The organism is Erythrobacter sp. HI0063, from assembly GCF_001635685.1.
In the GTDB taxonomy this organism is placed as follows: domain Bacteria; phylum Pseudomonadota; class Alphaproteobacteria; order Sphingomonadales; family Sphingomonadaceae; genus Qipengyuania.
Window position 1 is genome coordinate 1 of the sequence record NZ_LWFF01000061.1, and the last position, 23,565, is coordinate 23,565.

Annotated in this window: 25 protein-coding genes; 18 read left to right on the forward strand and 7 right to left on the reverse strand. The window is 63.0% G+C overall.

Annotated elements, in window-relative coordinates; translation table 11 throughout:
- From phaP to A3736_RS02520, 6 genes are all read left to right on the forward strand, one after another.
- Nucleotides 1-204 (forward strand): phasin family protein (phaP, locus tag A3736_RS02495; RefSeq protein ID WP_156501935.1); only part of this gene is annotated, 204 nt, incomplete at its 5' end.
- Nucleotides 205-408: 204 nt separating this feature from the next.
- Nucleotides 409-819, forward strand: coding sequence for an ATP-dependent Clp protease adapter ClpS (gene clpS / locus A3736_RS02500; RefSeq protein WP_082851265.1), 411 nt, complete (start codon nt 409-411; stop codon nt 817-819).
- Between the two features lie 28 nt (nt 820-847).
- Nucleotides 848-1,345: a DUF427 domain-containing protein gene (locus A3736_RS02505; RefSeq protein WP_067678848.1), complete on the forward strand. Its 498-nt coding sequence runs from the start codon at nt 848-850 to the stop codon at nt 1,343-1,345.
- Nucleotides 1,346-1,448: 103 nt separating this feature from the next.
- Entirely contained in the window at nt 1,449-2,708 is a 1,260-nt protein-coding gene (locus A3736_RS02510) for an LptF/LptG family permease (protein WP_082851266.1), read from the forward strand.
- A gap of 18 nt (nt 2,709-2,726) precedes the next feature.
- Nucleotides 2,727-3,824, forward strand: coding sequence for an LPS export ABC transporter permease LptG (gene lptG / locus A3736_RS02515; protein WP_067678763.1), 1,098 nt, complete (start codon nt 2,727-2,729; stop codon nt 3,822-3,824).
- Complete coding sequence (locus A3736_RS02520; protein ID WP_067678766.1) at nt 3,821-4,303, forward strand: GNAT family N-acetyltransferase; 483 nt, start codon at nt 3,821-3,823, stop codon at nt 4,301-4,303. The genes lptG and A3736_RS02520 overlap by 4 nt, the downstream gene beginning before the upstream one ends.
- Before the next feature lie 10 nt (nt 4,304-4,313).
- On the opposite strand, the gene A3736_RS02525 is transcribed toward A3736_RS02520, so the two are convergent.
- Entirely contained in the window at nt 4,314-5,420 is a 1,107-nt protein-coding gene (locus tag A3736_RS02525; RefSeq protein ID WP_067678769.1) for a fatty acid desaturase, read from the reverse strand.
- Between the two features lie 124 nt (nt 5,421-5,544).
- On the opposite strand from A3736_RS02525, the gene A3736_RS02530 reads away from it, so the two are divergent.
- Entirely contained in the window at nt 5,545-6,744 is a 1,200-nt protein-coding gene (locus tag A3736_RS02530; protein WP_233999189.1) for an N-acetyltransferase, read from the forward strand.
- A 143-nt stretch (nt 6,745-6,887) separates the two neighbouring features.
- Complete coding sequence (locus A3736_RS02535) at nt 6,888-7,316, forward strand: response regulator (RefSeq protein ID WP_067678854.1); 429 nt, start codon at nt 6,888-6,890, stop codon at nt 7,314-7,316.
- Nucleotides 7,317-7,577: 261 nt separating this feature from the next.
- Here the strand turns inward: A3736_RS02535 and A3736_RS02540 are convergent, their stop codons facing one another.
- Nucleotides 7,578-8,264: a Crp/Fnr family transcriptional regulator gene (locus A3736_RS02540; protein WP_197465466.1), complete on the reverse strand. Its 687-nt coding sequence runs from the start codon at nt 8,262-8,264 to the stop codon at nt 7,578-7,580.
- Nucleotides 8,265-8,472: 208 nt separating this feature from the next.
- On the opposite strand from A3736_RS02540, the gene A3736_RS02545 reads away from it, so the two are divergent.
- Nucleotides 8,473-9,267, forward strand: a complete 795-nt coding sequence (locus A3736_RS02545) for a response regulator (protein WP_067678778.1) — start codon at nt 8,473-8,475, stop codon at nt 9,265-9,267.
- A gap of 169 nt (nt 9,268-9,436) precedes the next feature.
- Here A3736_RS02545 and A3736_RS02550 read toward each other — a convergent pair whose 3' ends face one another.
- The gene (locus A3736_RS02550; RefSeq protein WP_067678857.1) at nt 9,437-11,062 is read right to left on the reverse strand and encodes a CHASE domain-containing protein; all 1,626 of its coding nucleotides are present in this window, start codon (nt 11,060-11,062) and stop codon (nt 9,437-9,439) included.
- A gap of 281 nt (nt 11,063-11,343) precedes the next feature.
- On the opposite strand from A3736_RS02550, the gene A3736_RS18240 reads away from it, so the two are divergent.
- The 3 genes from A3736_RS18240 to A3736_RS02565 all read left to right on the forward strand — a co-directional run bounded on the left by A3736_RS18240 (nt 11,344) and on the right by A3736_RS02565 (nt 13,436).
- Entirely contained in the window at nt 11,344-11,535 is a 192-nt protein-coding gene (locus A3736_RS18240) for a NepR family anti-sigma factor (protein WP_067678781.1), read from the forward strand.
- Nucleotides 11,535-12,143, forward strand: coding sequence for a sigma-70 family RNA polymerase sigma factor (locus A3736_RS02560; RefSeq protein WP_067678784.1), 609 nt, complete (start codon nt 11,535-11,537; stop codon nt 12,141-12,143). The genes A3736_RS18240 and A3736_RS02560 overlap by 1 nt, the downstream gene beginning before the upstream one ends.
- A 75-nt stretch (nt 12,144-12,218) precedes the next feature.
- Complete coding sequence (locus tag A3736_RS02565) at nt 12,219-13,436, forward strand: AI-2E family transporter (RefSeq protein WP_082851268.1); 1,218 nt, start codon at nt 12,219-12,221, stop codon at nt 13,434-13,436.
- 78 nt (nt 13,437-13,514) lie between these two features.
- Here the strand turns inward: A3736_RS02565 and A3736_RS02570 are convergent, their stop codons facing one another.
- A complete protein-coding gene (locus A3736_RS02570; protein WP_067678786.1) occupies nt 13,515-14,129 on the reverse strand; it encodes a superoxide dismutase in 615 nt (204 codons plus the stop codon).
- A gap of 205 nt (nt 14,130-14,334) precedes the next feature.
- On the opposite strand from A3736_RS02570, the gene glmM reads away from it, so the two are divergent.
- Both glmM and thiD read left to right on the forward strand, forming a co-directional pair.
- Complete coding sequence (gene glmM / locus A3736_RS02575; protein ID WP_067678789.1) at nt 14,335-15,672, forward strand: phosphoglucosamine mutase; 1,338 nt, start codon at nt 14,335-14,337, stop codon at nt 15,670-15,672.
- Nucleotides 15,669-16,490 (forward strand): bifunctional hydroxymethylpyrimidine kinase/phosphomethylpyrimidine kinase, encoded by an 822-nt coding sequence (gene thiD, locus A3736_RS02580; RefSeq protein ID WP_067678792.1) that lies wholly within the window; start codon nt 15,669-15,671, stop codon nt 16,488-16,490. The genes glmM and thiD overlap by 4 nt, the downstream gene beginning before the upstream one ends.
- Nucleotides 16,491-16,503: 13 nt before the next feature.
- Here the strand turns inward: thiD and A3736_RS02585 are convergent, their stop codons facing one another.
- The 3 genes from A3736_RS02585 to A3736_RS02595 all read right to left on the reverse strand — a co-directional run bounded on the left by A3736_RS02585 (nt 16,504) and on the right by A3736_RS02595 (nt 20,405).
- On the reverse strand, nt 16,504-17,397 hold the full coding sequence (locus A3736_RS02585) for an LOG family protein (protein ID WP_067678795.1): 894 nt from the start codon (nt 17,395-17,397) through the stop codon (nt 16,504-16,506).
- Nucleotides 17,398-17,481: 84 nt separating this feature from the next.
- The gene (locus tag A3736_RS02590) at nt 17,482-19,797 is read right to left on the reverse strand and encodes a bifunctional diguanylate cyclase/phosphodiesterase (RefSeq protein ID WP_067678798.1); all 2,316 of its coding nucleotides are present in this window, start codon (nt 19,795-19,797) and stop codon (nt 17,482-17,484) included.
- Complete coding sequence (locus tag A3736_RS02595; protein ID WP_067678801.1) at nt 19,794-20,405, reverse strand: plastocyanin/azurin family domain protein; 612 nt, start codon at nt 20,403-20,405, stop codon at nt 19,794-19,796. Before A3736_RS02595 ends, A3736_RS02590 begins: the two co-directional genes overlap by 4 nt.
- An 84-nt stretch (nt 20,406-20,489) precedes the next feature.
- Between A3736_RS02595 and A3736_RS02600 the strand changes: the two genes are divergently transcribed.
- The 4 genes from A3736_RS02600 (at nt 20,490) to A3736_RS16915 (ending at nt 23,561) form a co-directional block, all read left to right on the forward strand.
- Entirely contained in the window at nt 20,490-21,554 is a 1,065-nt protein-coding gene (locus tag A3736_RS02600; RefSeq protein WP_067678804.1) for a DUF3034 family protein, read from the forward strand.
- Nucleotides 21,555-21,572: 18 nt separating this feature from the next.
- Nucleotides 21,573-22,109, forward strand: coding sequence for a group 1 truncated hemoglobin (locus A3736_RS02605; RefSeq protein ID WP_082851269.1), 537 nt, complete (start codon nt 21,573-21,575; stop codon nt 22,107-22,109).
- A 67-nt stretch (nt 22,110-22,176) separates the two neighbouring features.
- Complete coding sequence (locus A3736_RS02610; RefSeq protein WP_067678807.1) at nt 22,177-23,334, forward strand: PepSY domain-containing protein; 1,158 nt, start codon at nt 22,177-22,179, stop codon at nt 23,332-23,334.
- Nucleotides 23,331-23,561, forward strand: coding sequence for a hypothetical protein (locus A3736_RS16915; protein WP_233999190.1), 231 nt, complete (start codon nt 23,331-23,333; stop codon nt 23,559-23,561). The genes A3736_RS02610 and A3736_RS16915 overlap by 4 nt, the downstream gene beginning before the upstream one ends.
- Nucleotides 23,562-23,565 lie beyond the last annotated feature (4 nt).

Below are 23,565 nucleotides of genomic sequence, written 5' to 3' on the forward strand. Positions count from 1 at the left end.
GACGATGTGAAGAAGATGGCCGCGATCAAGTCGCCGACCGAATTCTTCCAGCTGCAGGGCGAGATCGCCCGTCGCAATTTCGACGCGATGGTCGCCACCACCTCGAAGAACACCGAGATGATGATGAAGCTGGTCAACGAAGCGTTCGCGCCGATTTCGAGCCGCGCCAGCGTCGCCACCGAGAAGTTCTCGAAGGCCGCCTAAGCTTTATACGCTCCTCGCTCCCGGGCCTCTCTCCTCTCTCTCCCGCCCGGGAGCGTCGCGACAACGGGTCGGGTGGCATTATGCCTCCCGGCCCGTTCTTTTATCCGGAAGGGCCTCGGCCCATCCGGTAAATCGCGCGCAAACAGCACGGCGCATCGCGCCACGACTTGCGAAGCGCGCAATCGATACGATATGCGAGCTGTCATGCGATCCCTGCGTTCTCCTCTTGCGGCCTCCGCCCGCCTCTCCGCCCTGCCCCTCCGGATGGCGGGGGACGATGACGGCCAGAATGGCCCGGGCGGCGACGAAGGCGACGGGGAAAGCCGCGTCGGCCTTGCGACCAAGACGCGCACCAAGCCCAAAAAGCCCAGCCAGTACAAGGTTCTGCTGCTGAACGACGATTACACGCCGATGGAATTCGTCGTGATCGTGCTGAAGCGGTTCTTTCGCATGGACATGGAAGAAGCCACGCGCGTGATGCTGCACGTCCACCAACGCGGCGTCGGCGTCTGCGGCATTTTCCCGTACGAGGTGGCGGAAACCAAGGTGAACCAGGTGATGGATTTCGCCCGCCAGAACCAGCATCCGCTCCAGTGCACGCTCGAAAAGGCGTGAAGGACGACGATCAGGGATCGGTGCGATGATGGGCCATCCCGCTCCCGACGCGCCCGGTCCGGGCCAGGAAAGCGTCTGGGACTATCCCCGCCCCGCCATTGCCGAGCCGACCGATCGCCATATCGTAATCCGCCACAAGGGCGTGGTCCTCGCCGATACGCATGCAGCCTGGCGGACGCTCGAAACCAGCCATCCCCCCACCTATTATCTGCCGCCATCCGATATCGCGATGGATCTGCTGTCGCCCAATGCGCGCCGGTCGCTGTGCGAATGGAAGGGGCAGGCACGCTATTGGGATGTCGCGATTGCGGGCGATCGGTTCGAAGGCGTCGGCTGGTCCTATCCCGACCCGACATCGTCCTTCGCTCCCGTGGCAGGCCACATCGCCTTTTATTCCGATCCGTTCGAGGAATGCTTGGTCGACGGCGAACAGGTCGTGCCGCAACCGGGTGGACTTTACGGCGGCTGGATCACCTCGCGCGAAGCGGGGCCGTTCAAGGGCGTGCCCGGCAGCCGGTTCTGGTAGCGATGCGAGGTGGGCGCGACCCTGTTGCAGTGCCTTTGCACATGACCGTCGCGGGAAAGCGCGCTAGGGCTATCGCGTCCCCCGAACGATAGCCAGGCCCCTAGTGTTCAACTTTGTCCCCAGCATCGATCGTTATATCTTCAAGCTCGTCGTCGTGCCGATGCTGGGAGTGTTCGCGCTCGCCGCATCGCTGCTAACGCTCGACAAGATGCTGAGATTGTTCGATTTCGTCGCTGTCGAAGGCGGCCCGGTCGGTGTCGTCTTCAAGATGCTCGGCGCGCTCATCCCGGAATATGCCAGCCTCGCGATACCCCTGGGGCTGATGCTTGGGATCCTCGTCGCCTTCCGCAAACTCGCCACCAGCAGCGAACTCGACGTGCTGCGCGCCGTGGGGATGAGCTATGGGCGGATGCTGCGGATGCCCTACATCATCACGGCGGTGCTGATGGCGGTGAACGTGGCGCTCGTCTTCTACGTTCAGCCGATCAGCCGCTATTATTACGAGCAGCTCGAATACGAATTGCGCTCGGGCGCGCTCGGCGCCTCGATCAAGGTGGGCGAATTCACCACGCTGGCGGACCGCATGGCGCTCCGCATCGAGGAAAGCGAGGACGACGGAACCCGGCTGAAAGGCATCTTTGCCCGCGTTTCCAATGACAAGGGGCAGATCCTCTCGATCAGCGCGCGCGAAGGCGCCTTCCTCGCCACCACCGACAGTCCGGACACGATCATCCTGCGGCTCGACGACGGGACCATAGTTCAGGACACCGGTAATCAGAGCCCCCGCGTCCTCGCCTTTACGCGCCAATATCTTCCCATCGACCTGCCCGCGATCGAGGAATTCCGCGCCCGCGGCGATGCGGAGCGCGAATTCATCCTGCCCGAACTGCTCCGCATAGGGTGGAATTCGGGCGAGAGCGAGGCCCGCCGCGATGCCAGCCAGGCGAGCTTCAACTTCCGTCTGGTCGAAGTGGTTATGATGGCGCTGCTGCCGCTGCTGGCGGTATCGCTGGGCATTCCGCCCAAACGCTCGACCAGCGCGCTGGGCGTGTTCGTGTCGATTGTGATGGTGGTCTCGTACCACAAGATAAACCAATACGGAGAGGATCTGGCCGCTCTGGGCCGGTTCGATCCGATCCTGGCGCTGTGGGGCCCGTTTGTCCTTTTCGCGGCGCTTATAGGCTGGATGTATTATCAGGTGGCGCATGTTCCGGGCGGGCAGGCGATCGGCGCGCTGGAAAGCTGGTTCGCCAAGATCGCCAAACGGCTCGGTCGGCTCTTCGGGCGGAAGCAACCGCGGCGCGGGGCCGAGGCGGCGGCTCCCGCCGAGCAGGCCTTGCCCGATCCGATACCGGCGGAATAGGACGCTGCGGCTAGACCCATGCAATTCGACTTCTTCCCCTCGCGCACGCTGACGCTGTATCTCGCAAAGATGTTCGTCACCCGCATCCTCGCGGTGCTGGTGATGCTGGTGCTCGTCCTGCTCATGCTCGACTTGCTGTCCAGCAGCGGCGAGATTTTGGCGGTCGAAGGGAACGGCCAGGCGGAACTGCTGACCTATGCCGGACTGCGCATTCCGCAATTGGTCGCCCGCTTCCTGCCCTATTCGGTCCTGCTCGCGACACTGATCGCGCTGGTAGGGCTCAATCAAAACAGCGAGGTGGTGGCGATGAAGGCGGCGGGCCTTTCCGCGCATCAGGTGCTGGCACCCTTCCTTCTGACATCGCTCGTGGTCGCCGGGGTCAGCTTCGCCTTCAACGAGCGCGTGGTGACGCGTGCGACCGCCACATTGAAGGCATGGGAGGCGAACGAATTCGGCCCCATCCCCGAATCGAGCAATGTGCGCACCAATGTCTATTTGACCGATGGGACCGACATTCTCACTGCCGCCGCCGTGGCGGGCAGTGGCGATGCGATCGGGATGCGCCAGGTCACCTGGTATCGCCGCAGCCCCGAAGGCGCGATCGTGGAACAGATCCGCGCGCCAATTGCCACCTATGCCGCCCCCGGATGGCGGCTGGAGGATGCGACCCGCTTCGAAGTCGTCAGCGCGGGGGCACAGGAGATACCGGAGATTGTGGTCGGCGAAGCGTTGACGCCCGAACAGGTCGATCTCGCCCAGGTCGATCCCGATACCGTGTCCTTCTGGACCCTGTCTGCCGCCATCGACCGCTACGAAACGGCGGGACGGCGTACGGCGGAGCTGCGCGCCAAATGGTGGCACAAGCTGTCCGGGCCGCTCTCTGCCGTCCTGATGCCCCTGCTGGGCTCCGTGGCGGCGTTCGGTCTCGCGCGATCGGGGCAATTGTTCGTGCGCGCCCTGATCGGGATGGCGCTGGGCTTTGCCTATTTCGTCGTCGACAACGCGGCCCTCGCGATGGGCAATTTCGGAGGCTATCCGCCCTACCTTGCCGCCTGGGCGCCCTTCCTGCTGTTCTTCCTGCTCGGCGAGACGGTGCTGATCCGGACCGAGGAATGAGCGCCGACTGGTCGCTTCGCCTCGCACGCCTGGACGATGCGGATAGTTTCCACCGGGTCGAGGAGGATGCAGCCGAAATCCTGCGCGCCGCGCCCGAGCTGGCGGGAATGGAAATCCCTCCCGCGCAGAGCGCACAGGACTATGCCCGCCTGATCCGACGCGGCCATTGCCTGTCGGCTGTCGCGCATGACGAGGTGATCGGCTTCGCCGCCGCCGCTCCATCGGGCCGCGAATTGCACCTTCGCGAACTCGGCGTCGCGCGCCTTTGGCAGCGCAGACGTATCGGAGCGACATTGCTGGAAGCGCTGGCGATCGATGCCCGCAATTCGGGCTTCAAGGCGATCGCTTTGACCACCTGGCGCGACATTGCGTGGAACGCGCCGTTCTATGCAGCGCACGGCTTCGTCGAGATAGCGAACGAGAATCCCGAGCAGACGCTCGCGCCCGATCGCTGCGCGATGGTGCGCCTGCTCGATTGAGCCACGCGCCTTAGCGGCGCGCCATCGTGCTCCGCGTGATCCGCGCCACCAGCGAGGCCATGCCGGGGTGGTTCGCGCCATGATAAGTCGATCCCTCGCCGAGTTCGCTCGCGAGGCGGCGATGCGCTTCGGGCAGAGAGTGATAGGGCATGGACGGCATCAGGTGATGCAGCGCGTGATAGCGCAGACCCACCGGCGCCCACAATTCCGCGATCCGTCCCGGCGGCGGCACGTTCACGCTGTCGAGGAACTGCGCAGTCACCGTCATCGGCTCGCCCTCGTTCTCCCACAGATGCGCGACCAAAGTGCGCAGCTGATTGACGGTCGCGACGACGGAGAACACGGCGAACGCGATCAGGATCGGCTTCCAGCCCAAAACGAACACGCTGGCGATCAGCGTCCAGGCCCAGATCGCTCCGCCCAGTTCCTGCCAGAATACCTTCTGGCGCAGATCGTCCTCCACCGGGCGGCGGCGGAACTTGGGATTGATGGCGAGTGCGGAAAAGCGCGCCCAGGTCATGCGGCGCACGGCGGGGATGACGGCACCTAGCGGCACCAGCACGGCGAACCGGAACAGCAATCCGACCGTGGCGAACGGCGCGATGATGACGAACAGCGGGAGTGTCCACGGCTTCATCATCGCGAGCGGGAGGTATTCGGGATCTTCTACCGTGCCGTATTGAGTGCGCTTGTGGTGGATCACATGCGCGCCCTCATACATGAAGGACGGCGTCAGCAGTGGGATGCCGACCAGCACGTTCCACGCCGCGCCGAAGCGCGCCATGGCGCCGCGCCGGAAATGGGAGATTTCATGGATGAACAGCAGCGCGCGATACAGCGCGAGCGCCGCTATCGCGCCAAGCGCGACGGCCGCCGCGACATTGTCGACCAGTATCGCACCGGCCAGCGCACCATAGCCGATCAGGGCGGAGGCCAGCATGTCGGTCCAGTAGATTGCCGGATTGGCCTCAGCGATATCCTTGGTCAGATCGCGCGCGGCGCGCAGCATCGCCTTGTCGTCCTCGACAGGTTTGCGAGCGACGGGCGTCGACGCCTCCGGCGCTTGCGCCGCGTTGCGATCGGACTGGCCTGGCTTGAAGGTTTGCTGAAAATTCATGCTACGATCTATCCGAAAGTGCGCCGAACTCGCAAGGCGGCCGGTAAGGCCGGGAAGCGAGCGGGCGTCTTGACACGATGCTGGTTGGGGCAGCAGGGGCGAACCTTGGCTGAACGCCTTTAAAGTGATCGACCCATCCTATCGAAAGGTCCGCGCCGTGACGGCAGGCGAAATAGTGATCCGCCCGGTATCGGGCAAGGCCGGACGGGCCGAATTCGTCGATCTGGGGCGTGCCTTCGCGCGGGCCGAACCGCATTCGGTGCCGCAATTGCGATCCGAACAGCTCGAATTGATCGATCCCGATCGCAATCCGTTCTTCGGGCATGCGCGCGTTGCCCTCTTCATCGCCTATCGCGGCGAGACTGCAGTCGGGCGCATCTCCGCCCATATCGACGAGCTGGCGCTCGAACTGCCGCGCGAACAGGGTATGGGACCCGGAACCGGCCTCTTCGGGTATTTCGACGCTAAGGACGAACAGGTCGCCCACGCTCTGCTGGCGCAGGCCGAAGCCTGGAACCGCGCGCAGGGAATGGATCGCCTCCTCGGCCCGATCTCGCTATCGATCTGGGAGGAGCCGGGTTTGCTGGTGAAAGGGCAGGACCATTCCCCCACCATGCTGATGGGCCACCATCCGGCCCATTATCGCGAATGGATCGAAACGGCAGGCTACAGCGCGGCCAAATCGCTTCTGACTTACGAACTCGACATCACGCAGGAATTTCCGCCCCTGATCCGCCGGATAATCCAGTCCGGCGAACGCAATGCGCGCATCAGCGTCCGCCCGGTGGACAAGACGAATTGGGACGCCGATCTCGCTATCGTGCTCGCCATCCTCAACAATGCCTGGTCGGACAATTGGGGCTTCGTCCCCTTCACCGATCGCGAAATCGCCTATGCCGCGAAGAAGATGAAGCCGATCGTACACGAAGAACTCAACATGATCGCCGAAGTCGATGGCGAACCGGTGGCCTTCATGCTGACTTTTCCCGACATGAACGCCGTGCTGAAGCGCATCGGGGGCCGCCTCCTGCCCTTCGGTTGGTTGAAAATGCTGCGCTGGCTGAAAAAACCGACGGGTGCGGACATGCGCGTGCCCCTGATGGGCGTCCGGCGCGAGCTTCAGAATTCGCGGATGGCAAGCCAGCTCGCTTTCATGATGATCGAGCGCATCCGCCGCAGCGCGACGGAAAACTTCGGATCCGTGCGCGGCGAGATCGGCTGGATCCTCGACGATAACAAAGGCATGCTGGCGATCGCCGATGCCATCGATAGCCGCATCAATCGCGAATATGTCGTCTTCGAAAAGGCGATCGCAGGCCGCTGACGCGCTGAGCGAGCGAGCGATGAGGCATTCTGGTCGCATGGAAGTCGCAAATCCCAGCCGCGGGGGAACCGAGTAGGGCCGAGCTTGGTTCGAAAGGGGAGGTGCGGATCGCCGTGCCCGAAACGGATTCGCGACTTTCTCCTATGACCAGCAAGGATCAGATCTCAACCGCCCCCCTGCCCGGCCATGTGCTGGTCGTGGAAGACGATGCGGTGCTCGCGATGTCGCTGGAAATGGCCCTGCGGGACGCGGGCGTCGAACAGGTCGAGGTAAGCTCCACGACCGAGATGGCGCTGGCCGCGCTCAAGGCCGCACAGCCCGATGCCATCATCCTCGACGTTCATCTCGCCGATCGCGACGATGGGTGGGCGATCGCAGAACTGGCACGATCCCTCGGCCCGTCGGGTCCGCGAATCGTCTTCTCGACCGGCGCCCCCCAGGATATTCCCGAGGAAATCGCGGAAATCGGCTGCATTCTGGAAAAGCCATACGATCCGCAGGATCTGATCCGGATCCTGGCAGAACCCAAGCGACGCGGCCTGATTTCGCGGTTGCGCGCTGTCCTGCGTTGACCGGAAAGCCGATCCGCAGGCGGTTTCGCCTCGCAGCTCTCCCTTAGCAGCTCAAACCTTCCGCCTCTTTTTCCTGAAAGAACCGCACAAGAAAAAAGGCCTCCGTTCTCTTGAACGGAGGCCTTTCGGGATCGTATCACCAGCCGCTTGGACGGGAGGGGGGGTCTCGGCGGTGACAAGGGTATAATGAGCGACCGCAAAAGCGGTTCCCGCCCCCGACCGAAAAAATCGCAAAAACCCTCACGAGTGATTATTCTCGTTTTAGATGAATGGCTTACGGCTTGCCTCGCGCCTTTCGAAATTGGCAAAATCGCTCGCGGCTTCCAAATCGGGAACGTGGATTTCGCCGGGCTGCCAGAAAACCAGACCGTCGCGATCCAAAGCCTTAATGGTACGATTGGTGTGTACCAGCGAGAGGCCAAGCATGTCCGCGATCTGCGCTTGCCGGATAGGCAGGCGCAGACGGTTCATCTCGCCCGCCAATCCGACGCTTTTCGCTCGATCGATCAGCCACACCGCCAGATAGGCGACGCGCTCCTTGGCGGAGCGGCGTCCCAAAGCGACTAGATGCTCTTCAAGCGCGGTTTCTTCCTTCGCGGCCAGCCAGGTCACATCGTATCCGAGGCGCGGATATTTAGCGATCAGGCCTTCGTAACGCGTGCGTTCGAACACGCACACCCGCGCATCGAGTAGTGCCTCCACCGAATGAGGCGAAGGTTCGTCGAAGGCGCTCTGCAAGCCGACGAGGTCGCCGGGAAACATGAAATTGACGATCTGGCGCCGCCCATCGTCGAGGCAGCGATAACGCATCATGGCGCCTTCGGTCAGCGTGAAAAGCTGCTCGAGCTTTGCCCCCTGCTCGATCAGCACCTCGCCTTTGACGAGTTTGATTTCTCCGGTCTTGAAATCCTCCATATACGCGATCTGATCATCTTCGAGCTCGCGCAATCCCGGCTTCCCCTGAAGCGGACAGCGGGCACACGTCATCGTTCGCACGATGTTTTCCATCGAAACCGGACACTCCCTCACCTTTTGCAATGCGATATTCCCAAGGAGCGGAATGTATGTCAAATCGCGGCGCAACATTAGCGCGGACGCAACGGAACCATCCCCCTAACGGGACGTTCTAGGCGCGCATTCCTTGGAAGGGGTCTCTATGTCACTTGGTGATCAAATTGCGAAAAATTTACCGTATCTACGCCGTTATGCCCGCGCGCTGACCGGCTCTCAGGCGACGGGCGATGCCTTCGTTCGCGCCACTCTGGAAGCAGCGCTGGCGGACGAGGATTTGAAGGCCTCGCTCGAAGGCGGCCGCGTTCCCCTGTATCGTGCTTTCAACAAGGTGTGGGGCAGCGCCTATATGGAAGCGCCCGACAGCGGTTCGGACCTGAACGCGCACGAAGAAGCGGCGAGCGGCCGCCTCAAAGCGATCACGCCGATGAACCGGCAGGCCCTCTTGCTGACAACGCTGGAGGATTTCTCCACCGATCAGGCCGCCGAGATCATGGAAGTGTCCGAAGAGGACATCGAGAAGCTGGTTCAGGAAGCGGTGGAGGAAATCGATCGCGAGACCTCTACCGAAGTGCTCATCATCGAGGATGAGCCGCTGATCTCCATGCAACTCGAAGATCTCGTCACCTCGCTCGGCCACGAGATCTGCGGCACCGCGGCAACGCGCACGCAGGCGCAGGAAGTGGTCGCCGAAAAGACACCGGGTCTCGTGCTCGCGGATATCCAGCTTGCCGACGGGTCTTCCGGCCTCGATGCAGTTGACGATATTCTCGCGATCGGCAGCGTGCCTGTGATCTTCATCACGGCCTATCCGGAACGCCTTCTGACCGGCGACCGGCCCGAGCCGACCTATCTGGTGACCAAACCGTTTCAGGAACAGACTGTCCGCGCGGCGATCAGTCAGGCGCTGTTCTTCGGATCGAGCCGCCCGCTGGCTTGACCGTCAGCCTCCGACGCGTCGGAACATAGCGAAATGACGGCCGGTGCCCCGGAAAGGGCGCCGGCCGTTTCGTCATTTATGTGCGGTTGCAGGGGGCTCCAAAGCGCTTCGATAGCGGTGGCCGAGCCGAAAGGGCGCTGATCCAATCAAGCCTCGAAAAACTTGAAAGTCAGATTTTGTCCATCTGGCGAGCGGCGCGTATTTCGAAATCCCCTCGCTCGCGAACAGGAACCATGAGCGTGCAGCGCACGCCCTGAGGGTCGAAATCGAGCTCGACCGGATGCCGCAATTCGTGGGCAACGATCTTCTCGATGAGATCGGTGCCGAAGCCGCGCTTGCGTGTTTCCGGTACGGGCGGGCCGCCGCGCTCCTGCCAGTCGATGCGCGCCAGACCGTCGGGCGTCAGTTCCCAATGAATCGTGACACTCCCATTCTCGCAGCTGAGCGCGCCATATTTGGACGCATTGGTGGCAAGCTCATGCAGCGCCAGTCCAAGCGAGAGGGCATCGTTCGGCGCAAGCTCCACCGGTGGACCTTCGCTGACGATCGTATGCGCCTCGTCATGCGCGTAAGGCGCGAGTTCGGCTGCGACGACCGATGCGATCGGCGTCGTGCCCCATTCCGACTGCGTCAGCAGGTCGTGCGTGGCTGAAAGTGCGCGGATACGCCCATCGAGCCCGTCGGCGAAGGACTGCACATCGTCCGCGCGGCGCCGGGTCAGCGCGACGATCGACAGCACGTTGGCCAGCGTATTCTTCACCCGGTGATTGAGTTCGCGCGTAAGCGAATTGCGGATCGAATTCTGCTCCGCAAACCAGTTGAGCGAGCGCTGATCCTCCAGCGCCTGCTTGGTCAGAAGTCGCGCGACCAGCATCAGCAGGCTGGCAACCGCGAGTCCGAAGAGCATCGTAATCATCGAAAGCGACGACAAGGCCGGATCGTCTGCAGCGCGCACAACCAGCCGCATTTCGCGATTGGCGACATTCACTTCTCGCTCCACCGCCCGGCCATCCGCATCGCCACCCTTGAGCGATGCGAGCAATTCGCTCCCGCCAGGCCCCCCATCGTAAAGCGAGAGACCGAAACCTTCGTGATCTACCAATTCCGCGGCCGAACTCAGGAAATCGGGCGCATTGAAGGGGCTGTAGATGAAGCCCAACAATGTCCGGTCATCGCCCATTCCGGAAAATACGGGCATGTAAATCAGAAAGCCGGGCTCGCTCCCTCCTCCTTCTTGGACGAGCACGACAGAACCGCTGGCCGTCGGCCGTAACGACCGTTGCGCGCGATCCATCGCTTCGCGCCGGACAGGTGAAGAATACATGTCGTATCCAAGAGCCCTGCGGTTCCTCACGGTATCGGGCTGAAGGAAGCGTACCGGCACAAGCCGATCGCGCGGCTGTTCTTCAAGAGTGGGCGAAATGCGGACATCGCCGACGCGATAGCGGTTGAGATCCTCTTCGAAGGCGCGAACCTCGGACGGGCGCAGCACCGGCGCCCAGCCATATCCTTCGGCGCCTTTGTAATCCGCATCGAGCCGCAATTCGGCGACGAAGCGGTTGAAGAGCGCGGGATCGACGGTTCCCTGGGCGGAAAACAGCGCTGCGCCTGCGCGAAGATAGGACGCGTTGACCGATGCGCGGCGCTCCATAACCGCCGACAAGGCCCCGGCCGTGCGCGCCATCATTGCGTCTTCCCGCGCACGTTCCCCACGCTCGATCGTGAAGACGCTCAAGCCCGTCAGAGCGATGATGATCAGAAAGATCGCCACCGGGATGATCCTGGGATAGGTCACCAGCCATCGCCGTGGGCCGCTTTTGCCCGTCTCGGGGCTAGTGATTTCCCGTTTGCTCGCCAGCGCGCTGCCTTCCAAAATCAAATCTTCCAACGAACACCGTGAAAACGGTTTCTGCCTCACAACGTCCTCCCATCCGCAGGAGCGAACGGCAAGTCGGGGCTGTCGAATAGGGAACCAAACCCAAAGCGCATCGTTCCCCCGCAATTCACGGGATCGACATCTGCGCCGGGGCTCCCTATCTCCAGCTCCGTTAATGACAGGAACTTATCTTCTCGCCTATGACATCCGAACAGGACAAAGACGTCGCGGTTCCGCCCGCCGAGGGTGCTGCCAGTACCGCGAAGCGTACCGACCGAAAAGAACGACCCGAATGGGCAACTGGCTTGCGCCAGCTTTACGATTCCGTCGTCGACGAGGATATACCGGACCAATTCAAGGATCTGCTGTCGCAGCTGGACACTAAGAACTGATGGGGTCGAACACACGCACGGTCGCGGAAAAGGCCGATTTCAAACGGGAACTGACGGAGGTCGTTCCGCATCTTCGCGCGTTTGCGCGGGGTCTCTGCGGACGCGCCGACATGGCGGACGATCTGGTGCAGGAAGCCCTGCTAAAGGCGTGGGCGGCCCAGGAGCGGTTCGAGCCCGGCACGTCGATGCGCGCCTGGACCTTTGTCATCCTGCGCAATGCCTATCTTACCGATATGCGCCGAAACCGGTTCCGCGGCGAATATGACGAAGGTGTCGCGGAACGCGTCCTGACCGCGCCTGCCGGCCAGGAAGAACCGCTGCATCTGTCCGACATGCATCGCGCATTGCTGACGCTTCCTCCCGAACGGCGCGAGGCGCTGTTGCTGGTCGGTGCGGGCGGCTTCTCCTACGAGGAAGCTGCGAATATCTGCGGCTGTGCGGTCGGCACGATCAAGAGCCGCGTCGGCCGTGCCCGCGCCGCTTTAAACGCGATGCTTGCCGACGGTGCAATCCCGCGCCGCTCCACTTCCGACGATGCGGCGCATCGCGCAATTCTCGAAGAGCTGGACGATGTTGCCGCCGGCAACGGCGTTGCCGCGCGTAACTGAGCGCCGTGCGGCCGCATCCTTCGAGGATGCCAAGCGGTTTTCGACCGACCTTCCTGCTGGCGCGCAGTCGGAGGCATGAACACGGGCGAAGTTGGACCGGGCGCGACGTCCGATAGCGGAGCCGAAACCGAGCGCACGACCTCGCGCGGTCGGCGAAAAGGATTCGCCGAGCAGGAATTGCGTCTGATTTCGGCGCTGGTCGTCCTGATCGGGCTCGGCCTGTTCTTCGCGATGCCTTTTGTGCTCTCGATCGGATCGGTGGTGTTCCTGCCGATTACCGCCGCACTGGTGCTCACCATCATTCTGTCGCCTCTGGCAGACAGGCTGGCGGCCTGGGGTCTTCCCAATGTGCTCGCCTCCTTCATCGCCCTGCTGATTTTCCTAGGCGTCCTGCTCCTTGCGCTGGCACTGATCCTGCAGCCCGCAACGGTCCTTTTCGACCGCTTGCCGACCATGATCGACACGGCGGGCGCGCGGTTCTCCGATCTGCGCAATCAGTTCGGCTGGATTGCGCAGATCAACGAACAGCTCGCCGAACTGATGGCTCGCGAGGAGGGGCGCGAAGTTGTAGTCGCCACGCCGAGCCTGTTGCAGGAGCTCGCTTTTGCAACACCCAGCGTCGTGATCGAAACGATCCTGACCTTCCTGATGGCGTTCTTCATGGTCGAGGCGCGCGTTCGCCTGCGCCAGAAGCTGCTGTTCGGGCGCAGTTCCTTCGGAACCAGCGTGAAGGCCGCGCGTGTCCTGCGCGAGGTGCAGGACCGGGTCGCCTCCTATGTAATGACCGTCGGTTGGATCAACATCTGCGTCGGCATCGTCGCGGGATTGGGGGCATGGGCCCTCGGCGTCGAGGCACCGGTGATGTGGGGCGGCCTGGCCGCGCTCCTCAATTTCCTGCCCTATATCGGCCCCACGATCATGGTCGGCCTTCTCGCCCTGTTCGGAATCGGGACGATGGAAACGGTGCTGATCGGATTGATCCCGGCGGCGGCCTATCTCGGCCTTCACACCGTCGAGGCGAACGTCGTCACTCCATCGATCCTCGGCGCGCGGTTCACTATGAACCCGGTCATGATCCTGATCGCCCTGATGTATTTTTCATGGATATGGGGAATGGTCGGGGCGCTTCTGTCGGTTCCGATCCTCCTTATCCTGACCGCATTGTTCGAACATACGGGGCGTCCGAACCTGGTGGGCTTCGTCTTCGGTGAACCGCTGTTCGCGAACGATATGTTCGACCTTGTGAGCGACACGCCGGGCGAAAAGACATCCGAAGAGACGCGATCCGCCTGATCAGGATTGGCAGCCGCCAAACAAAAGGCCCGCATCGCGAATACGATGCGGGCCTTTTGCGTTACGATTCAAGCGCGATCAGCTCGAATATTTCCATGTTTCGCCGCGTGCGAGATTGTCCGAGGCGAAGCTCCAATTGATCTTGCTGCCCAGAACCGCGTCGAGATATTCCGGACGCTTGTTCTGGTGATCGAGATAATAGGCGTGCTCCCACAGGTCGATCGTCAGAAGCGGGTTGATCCCGTCCTTGTCGGCCAGCGTGTCGCCGTCATGCGTTTCCTCGATCGTCAGTTCGCCATTCTTGACGGCGAGCCAGACCCAGCCGCTGGCGAAATGACCTGCGCCGCGCTCGGCCAGCTTCTTCTTCAGCTCGTCGGTCGAACCGAAGGCCTTGTCGATCATGGCCTGCAATTCGTCCGAAATGCTGCCTTCTTCGGCCGCCATCGAATGCCAGTAGAACCCGTGGTTCCAGGCCTGGGCCGAATTGTTGAAAAGGCCCTGATCGTTACCGCGCGCCGCAGCGATCACTTCTTCAAGCGATTTGTCGGCATGGCCCGTGCCCTCGATCGCCTTGTTGGTCTTGTCGACATAGGCCTGGTGATGCTTGCCGTGGTGGTAGGAAAGCGTTTCCGCCGAAACGGCCGGGTCGAGCGCGCTGTCGGCATAGGGCAGGTCGGTGAGCTTGAATGCCATGTTTGTAAGTCCCTCTTGGTCGGTTGGTTGTGGGTGTATGGTCGATTAACGCTTCTGGGCGATGATTGTTGCATCGTTCGGAACCAATTTCTTGCGTGCCGGTAATCGCCTCTCTCGATTGAAAGCGGATTTCGGTTCTCACCCTTTCCTTCCAACGCCTTTCGCGGCAGAAGCCCCGACAAACTTTCATATTTGGACGCTTTGCATGACACGCAGGTTTTTCGGCACGGATGGTATCCGGGGCCGCACAAATTCCGGCAAGCTGACCGCCGCCATGGCGATGCGGGTGGGGCAGGCCGCAGGCAGGCATTTCCGCCGCGGGGATCATCGCCATCGCGTGGTCATCGGCAAGGATACGCGATTGTCCGGCTATATGATGGAAAGCGCGCTGGTGGCGGGCTTCACCAGTTCGGGAGTGGACGTCATCATGACCGGCCCCCTCCCAACCCCTGCCATTGCCATGCTGACGCGCGAGATGCGGGCGGATCTGGGCGTCATGATCTCGGCCAGTCACAATCTCTACGAAGACAACGGTATCAAGCTCTTCGGCCCCGACGGCTTCAAGCTCTCGGACGAAGACGAGCTGGCGATCGAAGCGTTGATGGACGAGGAGCCGGTTCTCGCCGATGCGCCCGAAATCGGGCGGGCGCGCCGGATCGAGGATGCGCGCGGGCGCTATATCCACGCGATCAAGCAATCGGTGGGCCCGGCCATGCGGTTCGACGATCTCAAGGTCGTCATCGATTGCGCCAACGGTGCCGCCTACCATGTCGCGCCTTCCGCCATCTGGGAGCTTGGGGCCGAAATCGTCACTTTGGGCGTCGAACCCAACGGCACGAACATCAATCGCGGCGTCGGCTCCACCGCGCTCGACGCGGTCAAGGCCAAGGTTGTCGAAGTCGGCGCGGATATCGGCATCGCGCTCGACGGGGATGCCGATCGCCTGATCGTCGTCGACGAGAAGGGGCGCACGGTCGATGGCGACCAGATCATGGCGCTGATTGCCGATCGAATGGCCGACAAGGGTGTTCTGACCGGAGGCGGCGTGGTCGCCACCGTGATGTCCAATCTGGGGCTCGAGCGCCATCTGGCAGAGCGCGGCCTGACGCTGGAGCGCACGAAGGTCGGTGACCGATACGTGCTGGAGCGGATGAAGGAAGGTGGCTTCAATGTCGGCGGCGAGCAATCGGGTCACATGATCCTGCTCGATCACGGCACTACTGGAGACGGGACGATCGCGGCGCTGCGCGTCCTCTCCAGCATGGTCTGGTCGGGCAAGCCGGCAAGCGAATTGCTGCATGTCTTCGATCCCGTACCCCAGCTGCTCAAGAACGTTCGTTACGAAAGCGGTTCTCCGCTCGATGCCGACGGCGTGAAACGCGCAATCGCCGAAGCCGAGAGCGAGCTGTCCGGAAAAGGCCGCCTCGTTATCCGTGCTTCGGGCACCGAACCGCTGATCCGCGTAATGGCCGAAGGGGACGATGCCCAACAGGTCGAACGCGTGGTCGACAATGTCTGCAACGCGGTGCGCGCAGCCGCGTGACATCCTCCCCGCCCCCTCGCATTCTTTCCATCGCCGGGTCCGATTCTTCGGGCGGAGCCGGAATCCAGGCCGATCTCAAGACCATCGCTATGCTGGGCGGTTACGGCATGAGCGCGATTACCGCCGTCACCGCGCAGAACACTCTCGGCGTCCACGCGGTCGAGGCGCTGGATGCGGATTTCGTGATGGCGCAGGTGGACGCCTGCCTCGACGATATCGGTGCCGATGGGATCAAGATCGGCATGCTGGGCTCGCCTGCGACGGCGCAAGCCCTCGCCCGTCGGCTGGACAGCTTTGCTGGGCCGATCGTGTTCGATCCGGTCATGGTCGCGACCAGCGGAGCGGCTCTGGCAGACGAGGCGACGATCGCCGGATTTGCCGAGCTGATGGCGATCGCCACGATCGTCACGCCCAATATTCCCGAGCTCGCCGCGCTGACCGGGCGCACCGAACCGGCCGAAGACGCGATCGTCGATGCGGGTCTGGATCTGGCGAGCAGGCACGATGTCATGGTGCTGGCCAAGGGCGGCCATGCGGAAACCGGCGATCAGGTGCTCGACCGCGTACTCGCGCCCAGCGGCAAGATCGCGAGCTTCGGCCACGCCCGGCTCGAAACGCGGCACACGCACGGGACGGGCTGCACCCTTTCGGCAGCGCTCGCCACCATGCTCGCGCATCGCCTGCCCTTGACCGACGCGGTTCGGATGGCGCGCGCCTTCACTTTCGCGGCGATCGAGAACGCGCCCGGCTTCGGTGCCGGGCACGGCCCGCTGGGCCATCAGGCTGTACGCAGGCTGGCGGAGGCTCCCTCCGACTGAGCCGGACGCGCTTTCAGCGCTTCAGGTCGTAAAAATCCGCGATATGCTCCCACGCATCCTCGGCGCTCTCGCACCAGCGGAACAGGTCGAGATCGGCGTGGTTGATCGTCCCCTCCTCAGCCAGAGCCTCGAAATCGACGACGCGAGTCCAGAAATCCTTGCCGAACAGCAGGATCGGCATCGGTTTCATCTTGCCGGTCTGGATCAGGGTCAGCAGCTCGAAGAACTCGTCGAACGTACCGAACCCGCCCGGGAACACCGCCACCGCCTTGGCGCGCAGCAGGAAGTGCATCTTGCGCAGCGCGAAATAGTGGAAGTTCAGCGATAAATAGGGTGTCACATATTGGTTGGGCGCCTGCTCATGCGGCAGGATGATGTTGAGGCCGACGCTTTCGCCGCCCGCATCGCTCGCACCGCGATTGGCGGCTTCCATGATCGAGGGGCCACCGCCGGAACAGACGACGAATTGCCGCTTGCCGTTCTCGATGATCGACTTTTCGGTCGCGATCTTGGCGAGCTTGCGCGCCTCGGCATAATATTTGCTCTTCGCGACCAGACTTTCGACGACGCGGCGCTCGCCTTCAGGCAGGTCCTTCGCACCTTCCAGCGCCGTCTCCGCGGCTTCGGGCGGCGGGATGCGGGCGCTGCCATACATCACTAGTGTGGAGCCTACGCCCGCTTCATCGAGGATCATTTCGGGCTTCAGCAGCTCGAGCTGGAAGCGGACCGGGCGCAATTCTTCGCGCAGGAGAAATTCGGTGTCCTGGAATGCCAGCTTGTAGGCGGGATGCGCGGTCTGCGGCGTCTGGCGCGGCTGCGATTTCTCGAACTTCGCCTCTTCTTCGGCAGGATAGAATTTGCGATCGCTCAGATCGCGCTCGGTCTTGTCTGTCGTGTCGTTTTTCATCGTCGCGGCGATAGGTCGCAAGCGGCCCCTGGGCAAGCGCTTCGCTCTACAACCGAAGGGTTCACCTGCCGCGGCTCGGCTTAATCAGGCGATGGCGCGCCGCTTTTTGTCGTGCGCCATTTCGCGGAAGAGCTCGGTGACGCCTGTCATCGGAAGCGGCTCGCTGAGCAGGTATCCCTGGATGTACTGACACCCTTCGCGGCGCAGGATCTCCATCTGTTCGGGCAATTCAACGCCTTCTGCCAGCGTATCCATTCCCAACGCTTCCGCCAGCGTCGTGATAGCGCGGATGACTGCGTGGGCATTGCCCTCGCCCGCCAGATCCTGAACGAAGCTGCGGTCGATCTTGACCTTGTCGAACGGAAAACTGCGCAGATAGCTGAGCGAAGAATAGCCGGTGCCGAAATCGTCGAGCGCGATCCTGACGCCGACATCGCGCAGGGAATGGAGCGTCCCCAGCGTCTTATCGACATTGGCGATGAAGACGCTTTCCGTGATTTCCAGCTCGAGCCGTTTGGGCGAGAGACCGGTCGTGGACAGAGCCTGCATGATCGTGGAGGCAAGGCCGGGAGCAAGGAATTGCTTGGGCGAGATATTCACGGCGACCGAAAGCTCGTCCGGCCAGTCGCGCGCGATGCGGCAGGCTTCGCGCAGCACCCATTCGCCGATCGGCAGGATCAGGCCGGTCTCTTCCGCCAACGGGATGAATTCACCCGGGCTTATCATACCCTTCGTCGGGTGCGGCCAGCGGATCAGGGCCTCGAAGCCCTGCAACCGGTCTGCACGCAGGTCGTAAAGCGGCTGGAAGTACAGTTCGAACCCGCCATCGCGGATCGCGAGCCTCAGATCGAGTTCCATCTCGCGGCGTCGGCGCGCCTGCTCGTCGAGCGAGGGTTCGAAGAAGTGATGGTTGGCCTTGCCGTCGCGCTTGGCACGATACAGCGCAAGATCGGCGTGCTTCATCAAGGTAATGCCGTCCTCACCGTCGCCGGGTGCAATGGCAATGCCGATGCTGGCCGAACTCACCGCCTGATGCCCACCGAGATCGACGGGGCGTTCGAAGCAGGCCTGGATTTCGTCGGCCAGGGCGGTGAGATTGCTGTGCGGTTCGATGTGGCTGATCAGCACGGCGAATTCGTCTCCGCCGAACCGCGCGATGCGGGCTTGCGGCAGTTGCTTGCGAAGGTGGGCGGCGGTTTCGCGCAGCAGCGCGTCACCGGCGGGATGGCCCATCGTGTCGTTGACGACCTTGAAATCGTCGAGATCGACATAGGCGACGAGCACGCGATCGTCGTCTTTGCGCAAGGACAGCGCCTCGTCCAATTGCTGGACGAAGAGCTTGCGATTGGGCAGCCCGGTCAACCCGTCATGCAGGCCGACATGGATGATCTCGCGCTCGCGCTCGGCGATCGCCTTGACCATTCCGTTGAAATTGGTCGCCAATCGCCCGATCTCGTCCTCGCCTTCGACGGCGAGCGTCGCGTCTTCGCCGCGAGCGAATTTTCGCACCGCGACGTCGAGGCGGTTCAGCGGCCGTGTTATGCCACTGGCGATGCGAAAGCCGAGCGCGATGACGAGCGCCAAACCGGCAGCGATCACCCCGGCGAGCAGATACCGCAACGAGGCGTATTGGGCGAGCGCTTCGCCCAGCGAATGTTCGAGCACCAGGCGCGGTTCGATTCCGTCCTGCAGCGCGGGAAGGCGCGAGATGTGATAGAGATGATCGTTCTCGCCCCGCCCTTCGAGGATTTCCCCGTCCTGCGTGCCACGGGCCCATTCAGGAAGATCCGACCGGGCGGAGACGCGCGCCCGCATATCGACCCCTCCCAATTCGGCCAGTCGATCCATTTCCCTCGCATCGAGCGGCTGCGTGACCACTAGCCAGCCGACGGTGTCGGGCACTTCGATAGGTGAAGCGGCGGCGAGCGCAAAATCGTTGCCGAACCGCATCAGGCCCTTCCGGCCCCCATCATCCAGCGGCCCCCAGATGGTGTCCACCGGCGGGTATCGGCCGCTGCCGTCTTCCACCAGCGAACCGTCGAGGCCGACCACGAAGGCGGAGCCGCTTTGCGAGCGCGAACGCAGCGATCGCAGCGCGCTCGCTATGGTCGCGGAATCCCCGGTGGCGACTGCTTCGCGAAATCCGAAATCGCGCGACAGGACATCGGCGGAGCCGAGCATCTGGCGTGCGCGCAGATCGAGGATTTCGTCGACTACTTTTGCATTCGCGCTCAGGTTTCCGGAGGCAGCCTTTTCTCCGAAACGCTCGATGCTCTGGCTGACCAGAAGCATGACGACGGCCATGACGGCCGCGAACAGGATGGTGAACAGTACGGCGATGCGAAGCCGCAGCGTGCCGAAACGAAAGTTCGGCACGCGACCGAAAAGAGCTCTCGTCATCTCAGAGTGACCGCGAGGCGGTGGCGGTTGGACCCGCCGGAAATCTCAACCGCGCGCTGCATTTCGTTGCCCGGAGCGCGAAGGCGTGGGTGCCAAACCGTAATCTTGGCCGCGCCGCTCGGCACGGCGTCGAGTGCGAGCATGCCGTTATGGTCGGTCTTTCCTGCGTAAGGCGTGTCCACCACGCGGATATAGCCGCGCATCTGATCGTGGATGTTGCATCCCAGCGCGACCGCGCCCGCGATCGGGAATTTCTGCGTTCGCGTCTGATCGCGGCCGAACAGGTCGATCTCGAAACGTGCGGGTTTCGAAAAGCTGTAGACCGAGTGGCGCACCGTATCGAGATTGGGGAACGCCACCGTGCTGCCGCGCGCGATCACCAGCGTACCGGGCACGAATTGTTCGTTGCGCTGCGCCATCGCCATGCGCCAGGGGAAGGTGATCCGCCCGGTTTCAGGCCCCGCCGCATCGATCTCGACCACGGCATCGCGTACGGGCACGCCCTTGGCATCCACGATCTGCACGCGCACCGGCACGCTCGACGCAGCCCAGGCGGCAGTGAGCGGAATGGCGATCAGAACGGCGAGGGCGGAGAGGATACGGAACATGACCCCGCACTATCACGAAAATCCTTAAGATTCCCTGCTGTCAGCCTTGATAGAAACTTAACCATTCCATGGGAAAGGGCGGCCATGATGCATCGCCTTTTCCCCTCTGCTTCAGCGATTGCCGTCTTCCTCTGCGCATCCGTGGCCCACGCTTCGGAGCCCCGGATCGCCTACGATACGTCGAGCTTCGGCGATGGCTTCGATGCGCCTTCGCCGACCGCGTTCGACGCAGCGGCCACGCCGCCCGAAACGATGGCGGAGCTCGGTTCTTCGAATGACACGCGCGCTACGCAATTTGCGTATTCGGATGAGAGCGCCGGGCCGACTCAGCCTCTGGACATGCCGTCCTTCACCGATGGCTATTCGCGCAAATTGCTGCTGACCAACGGTATCGCGAGCCTCGAAGGCGCCAGCGGCGGGGGCATCGCCAATTGGGCCATCCTCGCCGGGATGCAGGAGCGCGGCCTCGGCGGCGGCGTCCATGCGACCGCCGTGCTGCTGCCGGATTTCGACTGGCAGAGTTTCGGCGCGGGCGTGAGCTATGCCAACCGGATCGAGCTGTCCTATGCCCGGCAGCGCTTCGACACGCGCGATGTCGGCGCGGCGCTGGGGCTGGGACAGGGTTTCACGTTCGATCAGGACGTGTTCGGCGCGAAGCTGCGCCTGTTCGGCGACGTGGTATACGGAAACCCGCTGCTGCCGCAGGTCAGCCTTTCCGTGCAGCACAAGCGCAACCGCGATGGCGACATCGTGCGCGCGGTCGGTGCCTTGTACGACAGCGGCACCGATATCTCGCTTTCCGCGACCAAGCTTCTGCTGGCGCAAAGCATTCTGCTCGGCGGAGCCGTGCGCCTGACCAAGGCGAACCAGACGGGGCTGCTCGGGTTCGGGAGCGCATCGAACCCGGACTACTCGCTCCAATTCGAAGGCTCGCTCGCCTATCAGCTTTCGCGTCGCGCGGTCGTGGGCGCGGAGGTTCGCACCAAGCCGGACAATCTGGGCCTCGGTGAAGACGACTGGATGGACCTGTTCGCCGCCTACGCGCCGTCCGATTTTCTCACGCTCACCGCCGCCTATGCCGATCTCGGCTCGATCGCGACCTTCGAAGACCAGCGCGGCGCATTTCTCCAGGCCCAGCTGGCCTTCTGATCCGACTGGAATTTTCGCATGCTATCGAATGCCGCCACCATCGCCCTTGCTCTCCTCTTCCAGCAGGCGCCTGCCGAGGATGTCGACTGGGATGCTGAATTCGGCGTCGAGAAGGTCGAGCGCGATCCCGTGACGGGCGAGCTGCCGGTAGAGGAGTATCGACAGAGCAACGCCAATGCCGGGGCCAAGCCCTTCTCCGGCGATGCGATGGCACGCGCCTTCGGCGGTCAGGACGGTATTCGCCGCATCACCGATCGCCTGGTCGCGCTCAACACCGCCGACCCGCGCATCGCCGCGGTGTTCGAAGGGCACGACATGGTCCGCCTGCGGCGCGTCCTGTTCGAACAGTTCTGCTACATCCTCAACGCGGGCTGCACTTATACCGGGCGGGACATGGAAAGCTCGCATTCCGGCATGGGCACCACGCGGGGCGACATGAACGCGCTGGTCGAGAATTTGCAAAAGGCGATGCGCGAAGAAGGCGTGGATTTCCGGTCGCAGAACCGCTTCCTGTCGAAGCTCGCCCCCATGTCGGGCGATGTGATCGAGCGCTGATCGTATATTCTGCTATTGCGAGTTATTCGCATTGACGGGCTAGGCCAGCCCGGCTAGCCGCCTCACCATGTCGCGCGGGACGATCAAGATCTGGTATCTGATCCACAAATGGAGCGGTCTGATCCCGACCGTGTTCCTATTGATGCTGTGCGTGACCGGCCTGCCGCTGATCTTTCACGACGAGATCGATATCGCGATGGGCGCGGATTCCGCGAACGCGCTGACGGGCGAACCGTCTGCCGAAGGGGGCCTCCCGCTCGACCGGATGCTCGCCGCCGCTCTGGCCGAACGGCCCGGCGAAGTACCGTTGTTCATGGCTTTCAGCCCCGATTCTCCGCTGTTGACTGTCACCACCGGCCCCACCCCCGACGCGGCGGGCGAGGATATGAGCCTGCTCTTCCTCGACCGCGCGAGCGGTGCCTCGCTGGGGCCAGCGCCGGGCAATCCGCTGATGGATTTCCTCCTCCAGCTTCACACCGACATGTTTCTCGGCCTCCCGGGCATGTGGGTTCTGGGCGCGATGGGATTGCTCTTCGTGGTCGCGCTCATCTCGGGCACGGTCCTTTATGCTCCCTTCATGCGGCGGATCGCCTTCGGAACCGTGCGGACCGAGCGGAGCCCTCGGGTGAAGCGGCTGGACCAGCACAATCTGATCGGTATCGTCGCTCTCGCCTGGATGGCAGTGATCGGGCTGACGGGTGCCATCAATGCCTTTGCCGATCCGCTGACGGATAGCTGGCGCGATGGCGAGGTCGCCGCGATGGCCGCCGCTTATGAGGGCGAAGCGCCCCTGCCGCCGTCACGCTATGGCTCGCTCGACACGGCGATGGCCTCGGCGCAAGCCGCCCTTCCCGGTCGCCGCCCGCAATTCATCGGCTTTCCCGGTGGCGACTGGTCGAGCGGGCATCATTATGCGATCTTCTTTCAGGGCGATCGCCCGCTGACCGAAAACCTCCTCACACCGGCGCTGGTCGATGCCGAAACCGGCGAGCTGACCGATGCGCGCACCATGCCTGCGCTCAATCAGGCGCTGATGATGTCGAAGCCGCTGCATTTCGGCGATTACGGCGGCCTTCCGCTCAAGATCATCTGGGCGGTGCTGACCTTGGCGACGATCTGGGTGCTGTGGACCGGTGTGCTGTTGTGGCTGCGCCGTCGCCCCGGCGGGCTGGACCGCCGGATCGAGGAAATCGCATCGGGCGGTTTCAGGAAGGTCCGCGCATGATCCACTTTTCGCCCGATCCGGTCCGTCCGCGCCGCATCATGCGTCGCCGCACCAACGCGCAAGTGTTCGCCTGGCCGCTCGCTCTTGCCCTTGCGAGCCTGCTAGGCCTGATCTCCGGCCTGACCGGCGACGGCATCCGCGATCTTATCTGCTGGGTCCTGCTTGGCCTTGTACCGCTCGTTATCATCGGGGCGCTCGCACGCCGCCGCTCTCAGTCAAATCGCTAGAAAG

Bases quoted from the DNA above. Each gene is read 5' to 3' on its own strand.
- clpS (WP_082851265.1), top strand. From the start codon at position 409: ATGCGATCCCTGCGTTCTCCTCTTGCGGCCTCCGCCCGCCTCTCCGCC.
- A3736_RS02505 (WP_067678848.1), top strand. From the start codon at position 848: ATGGGCCATCCCGCTCCCGACGCGCCCGGTCCGGGCCAGGAAAGCGTC.
- lptG (WP_067678763.1), top strand. From the start codon at position 2,727: ATGCAATTCGACTTCTTCCCCTCGCGCACGCTGACGCTGTATCTCGCA.
- A3736_RS02520 (WP_067678766.1), top strand. From the start codon at position 3,821: ATGAGCGCCGACTGGTCGCTTCGCCTCGCACGCCTGGACGATGCGGAT.
- A3736_RS02525 (WP_067678769.1), bottom strand. From the start codon at position 5,420: ATGAATTTTCAGCAAACCTTCAAGCCAGGCCAGTCCGATCGCAACGCG.
- A3736_RS02535 (WP_067678854.1), top strand. From the start codon at position 6,888: ATGACCAGCAAGGATCAGATCTCAACCGCCCCCCTGCCCGGCCATGTG.
- A3736_RS02545 (WP_067678778.1), top strand. From the start codon at position 8,473: ATGTCACTTGGTGATCAAATTGCGAAAAATTTACCGTATCTACGCCGT.
- A3736_RS18240 (WP_067678781.1), top strand. From the start codon at position 11,344: ATGACATCCGAACAGGACAAAGACGTCGCGGTTCCGCCCGCCGAGGGT.
- A3736_RS02560 (WP_067678784.1), top strand. From the start codon at position 11,535: ATGGGGTCGAACACACGCACGGTCGCGGAAAAGGCCGATTTCAAACGG.
- A3736_RS02565 (WP_082851268.1), top strand. From the start codon at position 12,219: ATGAACACGGGCGAAGTTGGACCGGGCGCGACGTCCGATAGCGGAGCC.
- A3736_RS02570 (WP_067678786.1), bottom strand. From the start codon at position 14,129: ATGGCATTCAAGCTCACCGACCTGCCCTATGCCGACAGCGCGCTCGAC.
- glmM (WP_067678789.1), top strand. From the start codon at position 14,335: ATGACACGCAGGTTTTTCGGCACGGATGGTATCCGGGGCCGCACAAAT.
- A3736_RS02585 (WP_067678795.1), bottom strand. From the start codon at position 17,397: ATGAAAAACGACACGACAGACAAGACCGAGCGCGATCTGAGCGATCGC.
- A3736_RS02590 (WP_067678798.1), bottom strand. From the start codon at position 19,797: ATGACGAGAGCTCTTTTCGGTCGCGTGCCGAACTTTCGTTTCGGCACG.
- A3736_RS02595 (WP_067678801.1), bottom strand. From the start codon at position 20,405: ATGTTCCGTATCCTCTCCGCCCTCGCCGTTCTGATCGCCATTCCGCTC.
- A3736_RS02600 (WP_067678804.1), top strand. From the start codon at position 20,490: ATGATGCATCGCCTTTTCCCCTCTGCTTCAGCGATTGCCGTCTTCCTC.
- A3736_RS02605 (WP_082851269.1), top strand. From the start codon at position 21,573: ATGCTATCGAATGCCGCCACCATCGCCCTTGCTCTCCTCTTCCAGCAG.
- A3736_RS02610 (WP_067678807.1), top strand. From the start codon at position 22,177: ATGTCGCGCGGGACGATCAAGATCTGGTATCTGATCCACAAATGGAGC.
- A3736_RS16915 (WP_233999190.1), top strand. From the start codon at position 23,331: ATGATCCACTTTTCGCCCGATCCGGTCCGTCCGCGCCGCATCATGCGT.